The organism is Haloarcula mannanilytica, from assembly GCF_005406125.1.
Taxonomy (GTDB): Archaea; Halobacteriota; Halobacteria; order Halobacteriales; family Haloarculaceae; genus Haloarcula; species Haloarcula mannanilytica.
Genome location: NZ_BIXZ01000001.1, coordinates 1,090,542 through 1,103,979 on the forward strand (window position 1 = coordinate 1,090,542; position 13,438 = coordinate 1,103,979).

General features: G+C 62.9%; 15 protein-coding genes and 1 tRNA gene. 8 read left to right on the plus strand and 8 right to left on the minus strand.

Going from position 1 to position 13,438, the window contains the following annotated elements; genetic code table 11:
• Positions 1-11: 11 nt before the first annotated feature.
• Genes Harman_RS05545 through Harman_RS05565 form a run of 5 tightly spaced genes read right to left on the minus strand, consistent with a single transcriptional unit; the run spans position 12 to position 6,155 of the window.
• Positions 12-1,322 carry an ABC transporter ATP-binding protein gene (locus Harman_RS05545; protein ID WP_137682798.1) on the minus strand — a complete coding sequence of 437 codons (1,311 nt, stop codon included), beginning with the start codon at positions 1,320-1,322 and terminating at the stop codon, positions 12-14.
• Entirely contained in the window at positions 1,315-2,430 is a 1,116-nt protein-coding gene (locus tag Harman_RS05550; RefSeq protein WP_137682799.1) for an ABC transporter ATP-binding protein, read from the minus strand. Before Harman_RS05550 ends, Harman_RS05545 begins: the two co-directional genes overlap by 8 nt.
• Before the next feature lie 2 nt (positions 2,431-2,432).
• A complete protein-coding gene (locus tag Harman_RS05555; RefSeq protein ID WP_137682800.1) occupies positions 2,433-3,467 on the minus strand; it encodes an ABC transporter permease in 1,035 nt (344 codons plus the stop codon).
• A gap of 2 nt (positions 3,468-3,469) precedes the next feature.
• Positions 3,470-4,468, minus strand: coding sequence for an ABC transporter permease (locus Harman_RS05560; RefSeq protein WP_137682801.1), 999 nt, complete (start codon positions 4,466-4,468; stop codon positions 3,470-3,472).
• Between the two features lie 25 nt (positions 4,469-4,493).
• Complete coding sequence (locus tag Harman_RS05565; protein WP_137682802.1) at positions 4,494-6,155, minus strand: ABC transporter substrate-binding protein; 1,662 nt, start codon at positions 6,153-6,155, stop codon at positions 4,494-4,496.
• A gap of 208 nt (positions 6,156-6,363) precedes the next feature.
• On the opposite strand from Harman_RS05565, the gene Harman_RS05570 reads away from it, so the two are divergent.
• Positions 6,364-6,448: transfer RNA gene (locus tag Harman_RS05570), tRNA-Leu, on the plus strand.
• Positions 6,449-6,880: 432 nt separating this feature from the next.
• On the plus strand, positions 6,881-7,393 hold the full coding sequence (locus Harman_RS05575) for a DUF5813 family protein (RefSeq protein WP_137682803.1): 513 nt from the start codon (positions 6,881-6,883) through the stop codon (positions 7,391-7,393).
• A gap of 39 nt (positions 7,394-7,432) precedes the next feature.
• On the opposite strand, the gene Harman_RS05580 is transcribed toward Harman_RS05575, so the two are convergent.
• Positions 7,433-7,663 carry an Lrp/AsnC family transcriptional regulator gene (locus tag Harman_RS05580; protein ID WP_137682804.1) on the minus strand — a complete coding sequence of 77 codons (231 nt, stop codon included), beginning with the start codon at positions 7,661-7,663 and terminating at the stop codon, positions 7,433-7,435.
• A gap of 2 nt (positions 7,664-7,665) precedes the next feature.
• Positions 7,666-8,352: a potassium channel family protein gene (locus Harman_RS05585; RefSeq protein ID WP_137682805.1), complete on the minus strand. Its 687-nt coding sequence runs from the start codon at positions 8,350-8,352 to the stop codon at positions 7,666-7,668.
• A gap of 140 nt (positions 8,353-8,492) precedes the next feature.
• Between Harman_RS05585 and Harman_RS05590 the strand changes: the two genes are divergently transcribed.
• Positions 8,493-8,723: an Lrp/AsnC family transcriptional regulator gene (locus Harman_RS05590; protein ID WP_137682806.1), complete on the plus strand. Its 231-nt coding sequence runs from the start codon at positions 8,493-8,495 to the stop codon at positions 8,721-8,723.
• A gap of 54 nt (positions 8,724-8,777) precedes the next feature.
• Complete coding sequence (locus Harman_RS05595) at positions 8,778-9,098, plus strand: hypothetical protein (RefSeq protein ID WP_137682807.1); 321 nt, start codon at positions 8,778-8,780, stop codon at positions 9,096-9,098.
• Here the strand turns inward: Harman_RS05595 and tmk are convergent.
• Positions 9,095-9,679: a dTMP kinase gene (gene tmk, locus Harman_RS05600; RefSeq protein WP_137682808.1), complete on the minus strand. Its 585-nt coding sequence runs from the start codon at positions 9,677-9,679 to the stop codon at positions 9,095-9,097. The two genes, Harman_RS05595 and tmk, sit on opposite strands and share 4 nt — an antisense overlap.
• A 140-nt stretch (positions 9,680-9,819) precedes the next feature.
• Between tmk and Harman_RS05605 the strand changes: the two genes are divergently transcribed.
• From Harman_RS05605 to cofC, 4 genes are all read left to right on the plus strand, one after another.
• Positions 9,820-10,719: a complex I NDUFA9 subunit family protein gene (locus tag Harman_RS05605; protein WP_137682809.1), complete on the plus strand. Its 900-nt coding sequence runs from the start codon at positions 9,820-9,822 to the stop codon at positions 10,717-10,719.
• 137 nt (positions 10,720-10,856) lie between these two features.
• Entirely contained in the window at positions 10,857-12,038 is a 1,182-nt protein-coding gene (locus tag Harman_RS05610) for a tubulin/FtsZ family protein (RefSeq protein WP_137682810.1), read from the plus strand.
• On the plus strand, positions 12,016-12,792 hold the full coding sequence (locus tag Harman_RS05615) for a hypothetical protein (RefSeq protein WP_137682811.1): 777 nt from the start codon (positions 12,016-12,018) through the stop codon (positions 12,790-12,792). The genes Harman_RS05610 and Harman_RS05615 overlap by 23 nt, the downstream gene beginning before the upstream one ends.
• A complete protein-coding gene (gene cofC / locus Harman_RS05620; RefSeq protein WP_137682812.1) occupies positions 12,792-13,415 on the plus strand; it encodes a 2-phospho-L-lactate guanylyltransferase in 624 nt (207 codons plus the stop codon). The genes Harman_RS05615 and cofC overlap by 1 nt, the downstream gene beginning before the upstream one ends.
• The last annotated feature ends 23 nt before the right edge of the window (positions 13,416-13,438 follow it).

Sequence of the window (13,438 nt, forward strand, 5' to 3'; positions counted from 1 at the left end):
GCCGGGACGGGTCACTCACGGCACAGGTGACAGGCGACCGTGTGACGGTCGGCTCCGTACTCGGGGTCGACCTCGTAGTCCGGCTCTTCCCGTGCGCAAATACTCTGCTCCGCGAACGCGTTCTGGAGCCGTTCGGCAGCGGCGTCCCAGTCGTCGGCGGCGATGTCGTCGATGGCCGCCGAGACCTTGTCCCCGGCGTCGCCGCTCGGAATCTGTCCGTCGAAGTACCGCTGACTGAGCGCGTCGGGGTCCGTCTCGGTGAAATCCCGGCGCTTGACGTGGCGCATGAACGACCGCACGCGCTCCCATTCAGCGTCGGTCAGGTCGTACTCCGCGGGGGTGATGAGTTCCGGACAGCGGGTTCGGAACCGACAGCCTGAGGGCGGGTCGATGGGCGACGGCACGTCGCCCTCCAGCACGCCGCGGTGGCCGTCGGCACGGGGGTCCGGCACGGGAATCGAATCGAGTAGCGCCTGCGTGTACGGGTGTGTTGGGTTCTCGAATAGCTCCTGCTTGTCGGCCAGTTCGACCAGTTGGCCCAGATACATCACCGCCACGCGGTCGGAGATGTGCCTGATGACCGAGAGGTCGTGGGCGATGAACAGGTACGTGAGACCGAATTCCTTCTGGAGGTCCCGCATCGTGTTCAGCACTTGGGCCTGAATGGACACGTCCAGCGCGCTGACCGGCTCGTCACAGACGATGAAGTCAGGGTTGACCGACAGTGCCCGAGCGAGGTTGATTCGCTGGCGTTGTCCGCCGGAGAAAGCGTGTGGGTAGCGGTTGTAGTGCTGTGGGTCCAGCCCGACCTTCTCCAGCAGTTCCTGGGCTCTGGCGGCCCGGCCCTCGCTGTCCAACATCCCGTGGGCCTGCATCGGCTCCTCGACGATTTTTCCGACCTTCATCCGGGGGTCCAGCGAGGACTGCGGGTCCTGGAAGATCATCTGGATGTCTTTGCGGGTGTTCCGGAGCCGTTCGCCCGAGAGGTCAGCGAGGTCGGTCCCCTTGAAGTAGATGCTTCCCTCAGTCGGTTCCAGCAAGCGGAGGATGGTCCGAGCGAGCGTGCTCTTGCCACAGCCCGACTCGCCGACCAGTCCCAGGGTCTCGCCCTTGCGGATAGTAAAGGAGACATCCTCGACGGCCCTAACCCACTCGCGTCCGGTCTCGATGGGGAGGCCGTCGGCGTCGCGGTTGAAGGAGAGCCAAGAGAACATCCCCTCCTCGTTCGGGAAGTGCTTGCTGACGTTCTGTATCTCCACGAGCGGCTCGCCGAAGCCGACGGCATCCGCGCCGTCGGATGCCGAACTGGCGCGTTCAGTCATCGGTCTCACCGCCTGACAGGGACACGTCGAACCCGCCGCCGCTCCCGGTCTCAAGCGGCGGCGACCCCTCGTAGGTCGTCTCGAAGGCGTCGTGTTTGATACAGGCAGCCCGGTGTTCGGTGACGCCGTCGGTGACATCCCGACAGTCGGGGTTCGTCGTCTTGCAGGCCTCGCGGGCGTCCGGACAGCGCGTGTGGAACCGGCAGCCCGCGGGCGGGTTGATCGCCTCCGGCATCACACCCTTGATCGGGTTCAGTTCCTCGACCGTCTCGTCGGGCCGCGGGACTGAGTCCAGCAAGGCCTCGGTGTAGGGGTGTTGTGTGTCGTAGAACAGGTCGTCGACCGGGGCCTGCTCGACGATTTCGCCGAGATACATCACGTTCACCCGGTCACAGATTTCGGCGACGACGCCCATGTCGTGGGTCACCCAGACGAAGCTGGTGTCGTACCGCTCCTGTAACTCGTCGACGAGGTCCAGAATCTGCGCCTCGACGGTCACGTCGAGCGCCGTCGTCGGTTCGTCGGCGATGATGAGCGCCGGCTCACAGGCCAGCGCCATCGCGATAAGTACGCGCTGGCGCATCCCGCCGGAGAACTGGTGGGGGTAGTCGTCGTACCGGGCCGCGGCCTCGGGGATGCCCACCTCGCGGAGCATCCGCACCGCTTCTTCGCGGGCGTCTTCCTCCGACAGGTCGCGGTTGAGTTCGATGAACTCCCGGAGCTGGCCGCCGACGGTGAACACCGGGTTGAGCGACTCCATCGGGTCCTGGAAGATAATCGCGATCTCCCGACCGCGGATGCGCTCACGGAGTTCGCCGTCGGGTATCGTCGCGTCGGTTCGGTACGACTCGCCGTCGTCACCTCGTTCGACCTCGATGAGCGTCTCGCCCTTGAACTCGATGTGGCCGCCGACGATTCGGCCCGGCGATTCGACGAGTCGCATAATGGCCGAGACGGCGACGCTCTTGCCGGCACCGGACTCGCCGACCAGGCCGACCAGTTCGCCCTCGCGGACATCGAAACTGATGCCGTCGACAGCCCGGACGACGCCGTCTTCGGTGAAAAACTGGACTTGGAGGTCATCAACGCGGAGGAGTGGGGCAGACATGGTTAGTTGTTGAGTCGGGGGTCGAGCGCATCTCTGAGGCCATCACCGAACATGTTGAACGCGACCACCGTGACGAGGATACACAGCCCCGGCCAGACGCTGAACCACGGGTTCTGAATCATGTAGTTGCGGGAGACCGACAGCATCTGCCCCCAGGACGGGGTCGGGGGCTGGATGCCAAAGCCGAGGAACGAGAGGCCAGCGATGATGATGATGGCCGTGCCGACCTGCAGCGTCGCCTGGACGAGCACCGGCGCGAAACTGTTCGGGATGACGTGCCGAAGGATGATGTTCCGGTCGCGGACGCCGGCCGCTTTCGCCGCCTCGACGTACTCGTCTTCGCGCACGCTGACGACGCGTGAGCGGATGAGGCGGGCGAACTTCGGTATCGATGCGACGCCGACGCCGACCATCGCGAAGGTGATGCTCCGGCCGAACGCGGCGATGAACGCGAGCACGAGCACGAGGAACGGAATCGCGTACAGCGTCTCGGCCAGGCGCATCAGCACGTCGTCGGTCCAGCCGCCGTAGTAGCCCGACACGGCTCCGATGACCATGCCGCCGACGAGGCCGATAGCGGTCGCCAGCACACCGACCAGTATCGCGATTCGAGTCCCATAGATCAGGCGCAGCAGGATGTCACGGCCGCGGTCGTCTGTGCCGAGCGGGTGCGCCCAGGTCCCCTGGCCGAACGTGTTCTCCATGCCGACGGGCGGCAGCAGCGTCGGCGTCCCGGCCGGTTCCGCGGTCGGGCTCATCCAGATTGTCTTGGCGAGCCAGTACTTCTCGACGCCGAACTGGGCGAACACCTGATACTGGGCCAGATACTCGAAGACGACGGCGTCGATGGTCGTCACCAGCGCGACGACCGAGGCGACGGCGATGATGATGAATCCCGCGAACGCCGTCGGGTCTTTCCGCACCTGGGCGAGCGTGTAGCGCCAGCCCACGCGGGCCTCGACAGATTGCTCCGATTCGTCAAAGTCCTCGACCGACTCGCCACCGAGCGTCTCGGAATCCGAATGTGTCGTAGCCATAGTTACTCCTGATCACCGTATGAGACCCGTGGGTCGATGTACGCGTAGGAGATGTCCGTGAGGATGACGCCGACAACGAACACCAGCGCGAACACGAACGTCGTCCCCATCACCACCGGGAAATCCTGTCGCGAGATGGAACTGACGATGAGCCGTCCCATCCCGTTGATTTCGAACACTGTCTCGGTCAGCACCGCGCCGCCGATAGCAGTCGTCAACTGGAGACCGATGATGGTGATGACCGGCAACTGTGCGTTCCGGAAGGCGTGTTTCCGGAGGATCGTCCGCTCCGTGACGCCGTAGGCACGCGCGAGTCGGACGTAGTCGTCGGAGAGCACCTCCAGCATCGACGACCGCTCGATTCGCGTTATCGCCGCCATCTGGAGCGTCCCGAGCGACAGCATCGGCAACAGGAGGTGCGCGCCCGCAACGTAGAGCACACCGAGCCGGGTGCTCGCACCGGTGACGTTCGAGGGGTGCGCCCACGGCATGACGAGGTTCGTCGCCGGTAACACGCCGAGGTTGTACGAGAACAGGAGGATAAGCACCAGCCCGATCCAGAACGACGGTGTGCTCACGCCGACGAGCGACACGATGCGGGTGACGTGATCGGTCGGCTTGTTCCGGCGTTTGGCCGAGATAACCCCAAGCGGGACCGCCGTCGCGATGGCGAAGGCGAAACTCGACACCATCAGCAGTATCGTCTGCGGGAGCCGCTGGGCGATCTTCGTCGTGACCGGCGCGTCGTAATAGATGCTCCGGCCCATATCGAGCTGGACGAGGTTGACCAAGTACTTCCAGAAGCGGACGTGCAGCGGTTGATCGAGGCCGTACTTGGCTTTGAGCGTCTCGACGGCCGCCTGGTTCGGCGACGGGCCGAGCATTATCTCGACGGGGTTTCCTGGTGCGGCGTTGATGAGCGTGAATGTGATCGCAACGACACCGAGGAGTACGGGAATAGCCTGGACGACCCGCCGCCCTGAATAGCGTAACAGACTCATATGTGATCAAGAGAATGCGGTCCGCTTACTGGACGGAGGTGTTGTTGTATTCGCTGACAAGCGAGAACTGGTCTATCGGGTGAGCCATGAAGTCCTGCACTCGGTTGCGAACGCCGAAGCTGTTCTTCAGCGTGTACGCCGGGATGTGTGGCCGGTCCTGCATGAGCGTCTCCACCGCAGAAATGTATAGCTCGCGGCGCGTCTCGCGGTCGGTTTCCTGCCGGGCGTCCATGATAGCCGAGTCGACCTCGTCGTTGCGGTAGTACGTCCCGTTGGTGACTCCCTCCTGCTCCTGGGAGAAGAGGAAATACATGAACGTGTCTGGGTCGGGTGACCCGGACCAGCCCAACGTGTACATGTTGTAGTCGTCGGCGCTCCCGGAGACGTACTGGTCGAGGAACGCGCCCCAGTCGAGGCGCTGGACCGACGCGTCGTAGCCAGCCTCCTTGAGCCCGTTTGCGACAGAGGTGCCGATCTGTTCGCGCTTCTCGTCCGGCGGCACGATGATGCGGGCCTGCCAGTCGTCAGGCACGTTGTCGTTGTCGTCAAGCATCGATTTCGCCTGGTCGATGTCCTGGTCGTGCATGATGTCACCCCAGTCGTCCTGCGGGAAGTCCCAGGCCTCGGCGAGCGTCTTGGGAATCGGCGAAACGGCACGGACGCCGGAGGGTTCGACGAACCGATCGACGGCCGTCTGCATCGAGAAGGCGTAGTCGATGGCCTCCCGGACTTCGGGGTCGGCAGTCGGTCCCTCGTTGCAGTTGAAGGCGAGGTAGAAATAGCTCATCCCGAGAGCGGATTCGATGCTCGCGTTGTCCATCCCTTCGACCGTGCCCCAGGACTTCGGCGGGATGTTCTTGACCACGTCGTTCTTCCCGTTCTTGAGCGTCGTAATACGGGTCGTGGGCTCCTCGACGGGGACGAACTCAAGCGTCGAGAGGTTCGGCATCGGCTCTCCCCAGTAGTCGTCCCACCGGGAGAGCACCACGGACTCGCCCTCGGTCCAATTCTCCAGCGTGAACGGACCGGACCCGACGGGGTCTTGCTTGTTGAACGCCTCGCGGTCTTCCGTCCGGATGCTCTTGGGGACGATGTTGCGGTTCGTGTAGTACTTGAACGCGCCGAACTGGTACTTGAGGTCGAACTGCACCGTCGCCTCGTCGACGGCGGTGATAGAGTCGATCATGTTGACCTCGCCGGCGTTCTCGGTCTCCTCTTCGACCGGTGCGAGGAACGTGTGCTTCACGTCCTCCGCAGTGACGGTGTCGCCGTTGTGGAACGTCACGTCGGTGTTCAGGGGGACGATCCAGCGCTGGCCGTCCCGCTCGACCGTCGGCATCTCTGCCGCAACCTTCGGGACGAGTTCGGTCCCGTCCTCGTTGTACGCGTACAGCGGGTCGAAAATCATCATCGCCACTTCGAGCGACGGCACGTCGTTGAGCACGACCGGGTCGAACTCTACCGGTGATTTCGCCTGTGCGAGTCGGAGCCGCGAGCCGCCGCTTTCGCCGTCACCGCCGCTCTCGCCATCACTGCTGTCGCCAGTCTGGCCGCCGCTTCCACTGTCTCCACCGTCAGTCGGACCCTGACAGCCAGCGAGGAAGGCGGCCGCGCTCCCGCCAGCGAGCGCTCGCAATAGTTTACGTCGTGATACGCCGGATCGGTTGGAGGACTCAGGCAGCGTCATGCTAACGTAACACACCGCCATCGTGAAGTGTAGCTATAATAAATCAAGGGGTTGTTTCCAAGTAATACTTTCACAGAACCTGATGCAGAAGGCGTATAATCCGCCGAAAACAGCAGTCTGAGTTATAGCGTCGGCGTGGCACATTTGCCATAGTTATCACAGGCATATCGAAAGGACCATTCATCAGCCCCCGCAGAGTTCAATCTGCGCGAGGGTAGCCGAGCTTGGCCAAAGGCGGTGGGCTTAAGACCCGCTCCCGTAGGGGTCCGTGGGTTCGAATCCCATCCCTCGCATTCTGTGACGAGTTATCACGAGGAGCGATGCGAGCGGGATTCGAATCACGGAAATCCGGACGAAGTGAGGATTTGCATCGGGTTCGAATCCCATCCCTCGCATGAATTCGCTCGAACAGTTGTGAGAGCGTGTGAAACGTTTGGATGGCGATTCGAACTACGGAAACGCGAGCAACGCGAGCGTTTGCATTCGAGTTCGAATCCCATCCCTCGCATTCTGTGACGAGTGAACTGTGGGTCACAGATTCATCTGCGACTAGTCCTCTGAACTCCGTCCGTGGCACACACTATGACCCCGCTCGTCCCACATGTGGCAAACATGTGTGAACAAATACAGGTGAGGGGTTCGGACGGACAGCCCCGGACAACGAACGTATGCGAGTCTGTCCCGACACGACGCGTTTTTCCACGTCTACGGCCTATACCGGCCTAATGACTGATGTGCCAGACGACGTTGCCGAGGCGTTCGACCGACACGACGCGCTCGTCCCGGCCGGGGACAACTATGCCGTCGAGACGACGAACTTCGACGGTCGCGTGACCGCGACCGAGGGCGAGGAGTGGCGGACGAACTACGAGGTCACGGTCAGAGCGCCGTCGCTGCAGGCTGCGACAAGCGATGAGGTCGGTGACGCTGTCATCGACGGCTGGTTCGAGACGCTGGAACGACGGCTGGAAGACGCACCGAAAGCGACCCGAACGAACGTCGAACTGGACGACTACAGCGTCATTGAGGACGGCAAGCAGGTCGTGGTCACGTTCGAGTACACGATGGGGGGCGAGCGCCAGGCCGCAGACGTTGCGAAGACCTTCGTCGAGTACGTCGAGGGGACGTACGTCGAGGGCGTCATCCCCGGCTACGACTACGTCGGCGTCGTGGCTGACCTGCTCGACTCGGCGAGTACCGGCGGCAGCGACGGGACTCGCGGCGGGACGCCGCTGTAGCTGGCCGAATTCGAGATCGGAAAACCGCGGTCGGGTCGTTCAGTCCATCGCGATATACGTCTGCGTGGTTTCGACGCCCTGAATTTCCTGAATGTGTGTCGCCGCGACATCCTTGACTTCGGCGGGCGTCTCGACCTCGACTTTCGCGATGAAGTCGACATCGCCGGCGACGATGTGGGCCTCGACGACGCCGTCGACGGCTTCGATATCGTCTTTCAGACGGTCCGCATCACCAGTGTGGGCTTTGACCATAACGTAGGCAATGACCATGTTCAGGCACCTCCGAGCGCGGTCGCGCGACCAGATTCGCCGACGACGATGCTACGGACATCGGAGAGCGTTCCGAAGTCCGCGAGTATCACGACCCGGTCGCCTGCCTCTAGCGTTTCGTCGGGGTCGGGGATAGCGAGCGGGGCCTCGCCTTTCCCGTGGGCCATGAGCCGGGAGTCCGACGGGAGTTCCAGTTCCGATAGCGAGTACCCTTCCATCGGCGATTGCTCCTGAATCGTGAACTCTACGAGCTGGAGGTTCTGTGCAATGTCGGCGACTGCACGGATGTTCCCGCCCAGCAGCGCGTTCTTCGCGGCGATAGCACCCAGACGTTCCGGGTAAATGACCTCGTCAACGTCGGAGGCGTATCGTCGGTAAATCTCCTCGCGGTAGTCCTCGTCGATGCGCATGACGGTTCGACAACCGTGTTCCTTGGCGATCATACAGGCCACGAAGTTGTCGTTCAGATCGCCGGTGAGCGCGCCGAGCGCGTCGGCAGCTTCGAGGTCGGCGTTGCCGAGTGTCTCCTCGATAGCGCCGTCGCCCGCGATCACCTCGAACCCGGCGGTCCGTGCGCGCTCAACCGCGTTCTCATCGCGCTCGATGAGGACAACTTCGTGGCCGCTCTCTTGCAGGACGCGAGCCGTCCGCAATCCGACACGACCTGCACCCACGATAACGAATCGCATACACACCCCTATGGGACGGGGGTGAATAAAAGTACCCACCCGGTGGAACCACCGGACATCTTGACCCTCATATCAAACAATAGAGGCGTTGTTTTCTCATGGCGGAAACCTTTTCGTGTTATGATACGACATACCACAATATGGTTACCGCGTTTATTATGATCAAGACGGCCGCCGGGAAATCCGAAGACCTCCTCGCAGCGGTTCGTGATTCCGAGGGGATAACCGAGGCACACATCGTCGCCGGCCAGTACGACATCATCGCCGAGGCGACGGGCACGGAAGTGTACGACATCATGCAGTCCGTCGCCAATCGGGTTCGGGGTCTCGACGGCGTCGCCGATACGCGGACGTACATCTGTCTGGAGTAGCGTCCGCCTGCTGCGTTTCGACACGGCAAAGGGACTCCCCGACCAACGGGAGGTATGGTCAGTGTCGTCGGTATCATCGGCCTGCTCGTCATCGTGCTGGTCAACAGTGCTGTGACGGCGCTCATGACGCGCTTTTTCCGCGTCCGCTTGCACACGCGATGGGGGAGTCTCGTCTACGCGATTCTGCTCTGTCCGGTAGTCATGGTCGTCATCCTCCTGATACTGAGCGGTGTATTCAGGCTCGGCGCGAACCTCGGGAGTCAGACGGCCGTCATCCTCGTGACAGTCATCATCCCGCTCGCCGTTGGCATCACGTTCGATTACTTCTGGATGCCGGCCCCCGACGAGGTCGAACTACCGGCGTCGATGGACTAAACTATCGCGTCCCGGACCCGTTCGTACACGGTGTCCGGGTCGGCCGTCGCGTCAACGCGAACGAACCGCTCCGGGTCGGCTTCGATGAGTCGCTCGTAGTTGTCACGTACCGTGGCGAGGTAGTCGGCGGTCTCGAACTTGTTCGTCGCACCGCTTCGCTTCGCGGCGGTTTCGGGGTCGAGGTCAAGATAGACGGTCCGGTCCGGCGGTCGGGTCCAGGGGGCATGGACCTCACGGACGTACGACAGCGGATCGTCGAGCATTTCGCTGTCCGCGAGTGTCGCCCCCTGATAGGCGTACCGGGAGTCGCTGTAGCGGTCGGAGACGACGAGCCGGTTCTCCTCAAGCGCCGGCCGAACTGTGTTCGAGAGATGCGCGGCGTGGTCGGCCGTGTAGAGGAACAGTTCGGCCAGCGAGTCCGCGTCATCGTCGTCGATGGACCGCTGGACAGCGTCCCCGTACCAGGTGTCGGTCGGTTCGCGCGTGAACACGGTCTCATCGGGAACCATGTCGTCGCTCCGGAGCCGTTCCCACACGGTCGTCTTGCCGCTCCCGTCCAGACCTTCGAGCGTGACGAGCATACCCCACAATCCGTGCGGGGGGACGTAAGCGCCCCGACCTGGGCAGTCCGTCCGACTGCTGACACAAGTAGCCGGACTGCGGGCCGGTCGGCGGAGCAATTACGCCCACCTTTACGGGTCTACCGCCCGTACTGGACTCTATGGATGTACTTGTCGTCGGCGGGACTGGATTCATCGGGCAGCACCTGTGCCGCGAACTCGACGAGCGGGGCCACGCTGTCACTGCACTGTCTCGGTCGCCGGGCGACGCGACGCTTCCCGACGGTGTCGAAACCGTTTCCGGAGACGTGACGGACTACGAAAGCATCGAGAGCGCGTTCGAGGGCCAGGACGCGGTGTATTATCTGGTCGCACTGTCACCCCTGTTCAAGCCGGACGGCGGCGACACGATGCACGAGCGAATCCACCTCGGCGGGACCGAAAACAGCGTCCAGGCCGCGGAAGAACACGGCGTCGAGCGGTTCGTACAGTTGAGCGCGCTGGGTGCGGACCCCGACGGTGACACGCATTACATCCGGTCGAAGGGCCGGGCCGAGCAGGTCGTCACACAGTCCTCGCTGGACTGGACCATCTTCCGGCCGTCGGTCGTCTTCGGCGAGGGCGGGGAGTTCGTCTCCTTCACGAAGCGCCTCAAGGGGATGTTCGCGCCCGGCGTCCCGCTGTATCCGCTCCCCGGCGGCGGCAAACAGACGACGTTCCAGCCGATCTGGGTCGGCGACCTCGTGCCGATGCTGGTCGACAGTATCGAGTCCGATGCACACGTCGGCGAGACCTACGAGATCGGTGGCCCGGAGGTGCTGACGCTCAGAGACGTGACCAATCAAGTGTACGAGGCGGAGGGGCGTTCGGTGAGCATCGTGCCGCTCCCGATGCCACTGGCAAAGGTCGGCCTTTCGGTCCTCGGCAGCATCGGCTTTCCGATGGGGACAGACCAGTACCGGTCACTCAAGTTCGATAACAGCCCATCGGCGAACGAAATCGACGCGTTCGGGGTCAGTAGTGACTCTTTAACGACACTCAGCGGATACCTCCGCGGATAAGCCACGGGAGTAGTCACCCCCTATAGACCCCGGTGTCAGACAGTATTAATTTTCAAGTGTGAGTTTCACGGCTGAGAGTTGGGCAAAACACTTATACTCGCTATCGCTCTTTGACCCTTTAAGCGGAGAACCATATAATGAAACTGGCGATGATCGGCTTCGGGCAGGCCGGTGGCAAAATTGTGGACAAATTCCTCGAGTACGACAAGGAGACCGGCTCGGGGATTGTCCGCTCAGCTGTTGCAGTCAACACAGCAAAAGCAGACCTGCTTGGGCTAGAACACATTCCGGAAGAGAATAGAGTGCTTATCGGCCAGGCCCGCGTCAAGGGCCACGGCGTCGGCGCAGACAACGAACTCGGCGCGGAAATCGCCGAAGAGGACATCGACGAGGTGCAGGGTGCGATCGACAACATCCCCGTCCACGAAGTCGACGCCTTCCTCATCGTCGCCGGGCTCGGCGGCGGGACGGGGTCGGGCGGGTCGCCGGTCGTCGCGAAACACCTCAAGCGCATCTACACCGAACCGGTGTACGGCCTGGGCGTGCTGCCGGGCAGCGACGAGGGTGGCATCTACACTCTCAACGCCGCTCGCTCGTTCCAGACGTTCGTGCGCGAGGTGGACAACCTGATGGTGTTCGACAACGACGCCTGGCGACAGACCGGCGAGTCCGTCGAGGGCGGCTACGACCACATCAACGAGGAGATCGTCCGGCGTTTCGGCGTGCTGTTCGGGGCCGGCGAGATCGAGGCCGGCGACAACGTCGCCGAGAGCGTCGTCGACTCCTCCGAGATCATCAACACGCTCGACGGCGGCGGCGTGTCTACCGTCGGCTACGCCTCCGAGGATGTAGAAGTCTCCTCGGGCGGCGGGGGCCTGCTCTCGCGGTTCAAGGGCGACGACTCCTCTGACGACGGGATGGACACGGCAAACACGACGAACCGGATTACATCGCTCGTCCGGAAAGCCGCACTCGGTCGGCTCACGCTCCCCTGCGAGATCGAGGGCGCGGAGCGCGCGCTACTGGTAATGGCCGGGCCGCCGAAGCATCTGAACCGGAAGGGAATCGAACGCGGCCGGAAGTGGCTCGAGGAGCAGACCGGCTCGATGGAGGTCCGCGGTGGCGACTATCCGACCAACGCCCCGAAGGTGGCCGCATCTATCCTGCTGGCCGGCGTCCACAATGTTCCACGCATCAAGGAACTCCAGCAGGTCGCCATCGAGGCCCAGGACAACATCGACGACATCCGTGACCAAAGCGAAGATAACTTAGAGGACTTGGTCGAAGACGACGAAGATGAACTTGATCCGTTGTTCTAACAAGACCGCCGCACTCCTCTGTGTTGTCGCGTTGCTCGCGACTGCCGGCACAGCGAGTGCGTTCTCTGTCTCTGCCGACGGGGTCCCGAGCGAGACCGCCGTCGACGAAGAGGTATCTGTGACGTACACCATCGACGACCCGTTCACCGATGCGCCAAACGAGTGGACGCTCTCCGGGTCGACCGAACTCCAGAACGTCAGCTGGACAGTCACTGTGTTGCGCGCGGGCGACCAGGTGGACCAGGAGACCTACGGTGACCAGTCCTTCGAGCAGGACCTCAACATCGACAACAACGGGGATCAGGTTCGCATCGAACTCGTCGGAACGACGCCGGCGGTTTCGAACTACACCTACGACCCGGCACAGAGCTACCAGGTGGCCTCGCTCAGCCGGATCAGCGGGAACAACGAAGACGAGTTCCGCAACGACACCGCCCACCACTACACTGAAGAGAGTCAGGCGACCAGACAGGCGATCGACGACGCACAGGCTGCAATCGACGAAGCCGGTGGAAACGAGGAGGCCGAGGAGCTAATCAATAGCGCTATCTCCTCCTACGAGAACGAGAACTTCCAGAACGCCCAGGACCTCGCCGGCCAGGCACAGTCCCAGGCCGAACAGGCCCAGCAGAGCGCCCAGACCCAGCGGACACTGCTCATGGCCGGTGGCGCGCTCGTCGTCCTCCTGTTGCTGGTCGGGGGCGGCTACTACGCGTACACCCAGATGGGTGGTGACGACTACTCCAAGCTGTAATGCGTCTCGTCGTCCCCGTCTCGGGGTCTGACCCCAAAACGCGGCTTACAACTGTTCTCTCACCTGACGAGCGCCGTGGGTTTACTGAAGCGATGCTCGCCGATGTCGTTGACGCGGTGACAGCAGCGGGCCACGAACCCGACGTTATCTCGACGGCACCGCTTGACTGTGCCGCGCCGGTCACTATCGACGACCGCGGACTCGACCCGCTCGTCAACGACTTGCTCACCGCAACAGTGACCGATGACGAGAGTGCTCTCGCCGTCGTGATGGCCGACCTTCCGCTCGTGACACAGGAAAGCATCGAGCGGTTGTTCACCCCCGACGCCGACGTGGTGCTGGCTCCGGGACTGGGCGGCGGGACGAACGCCTTTGTCTGTCGGCACCCCGAATTCCGGGTCGACTACCACGGCGCGTCGATCCGGGATCACCGACGGATCGCACAGGAGGTGGGAGCCGAAACCGTAGAGGTCGATTCCCGGCGGCTCGCGACCGATATCGACGAGCCGGCTGACCTCGCGGAGGTCCTGCTGCACAGCGACGGCGCGGCCGCCGACTGGCTCGCCGACGCCGGGTTCAGCCTGTCGCTCACAGACGGGCGTGTCACTGTCAGCCGCGAGTGAAGGTTTTTGTCTATGGGGTGCAG

Coding starts and splice junctions, on each gene's coding strand:
- Harman_RS05575 (WP_137682803.1), top strand. CDS start 6,881: ATGACTGATGTGCCAGACGACGTTGCCGAGGCGTTCGACCGACACGAC.
- Harman_RS05605 (WP_137682809.1), top strand. CDS start 9,820: ATGGATGTACTTGTCGTCGGCGGGACTGGATTCATCGGGCAGCACCTG.
- Harman_RS05615 (WP_137682811.1), top strand. CDS start 12,016: ATGAACTTGATCCGTTGTTCTAACAAGACCGCCGCACTCCTCTGTGTT.
- Harman_RS05550 (WP_137682799.1), bottom strand. CDS start 2,430: ATGTCTGCCCCACTCCTCCGCGTTGATGACCTCCAAGTCCAGTTTTTC.
- Harman_RS05590 (WP_137682806.1), top strand. CDS start 8,493: ATGGTTACCGCGTTTATTATGATCAAGACGGCCGCCGGGAAATCCGAA.
- Harman_RS05585 (WP_137682805.1), bottom strand. CDS start 8,352: ATGCGATTCGTTATCGTGGGTGCAGGTCGTGTCGGATTGCGGACGGCT.
- cofC (WP_137682812.1), top strand. CDS start 12,792: ATGCGTCTCGTCGTCCCCGTCTCGGGGTCTGACCCCAAAACGCGGCTT.
- Harman_RS05580 (WP_137682804.1), bottom strand. CDS start 7,663: ATGGTCATTGCCTACGTTATGGTCAAAGCCCACACTGGTGATGCGGAC.
- Harman_RS05545 (WP_137682798.1), bottom strand. CDS start 1,322: ATGACTGAACGCGCCAGTTCGGCATCCGACGGCGCGGATGCCGTCGGC.
- Harman_RS05595 (WP_137682807.1), top strand. CDS start 8,778: ATGGTCAGTGTCGTCGGTATCATCGGCCTGCTCGTCATCGTGCTGGTC.
- Harman_RS05565 (WP_137682802.1), bottom strand. CDS start 6,155: ATGACGCTGCCTGAGTCCTCCAACCGATCCGGCGTATCACGACGTAAA.
- tmk (WP_137682808.1), bottom strand. CDS start 9,679: ATGCTCGTCACGCTCGAAGGTCTGGACGGGAGCGGCAAGACGACCGTG.
- Harman_RS05610 (WP_137682810.1), top strand. CDS start 10,857: ATGAAACTGGCGATGATCGGCTTCGGGCAGGCCGGTGGCAAAATTGTG.
- Harman_RS05555 (WP_137682800.1), bottom strand. CDS start 3,467: ATGGCTACGACACATTCGGATTCCGAGACGCTCGGTGGCGAGTCGGTC.
- Harman_RS05560 (WP_137682801.1), bottom strand. CDS start 4,468: ATGAGTCTGTTACGCTATTCAGGGCGGCGGGTCGTCCAGGCTATTCCC.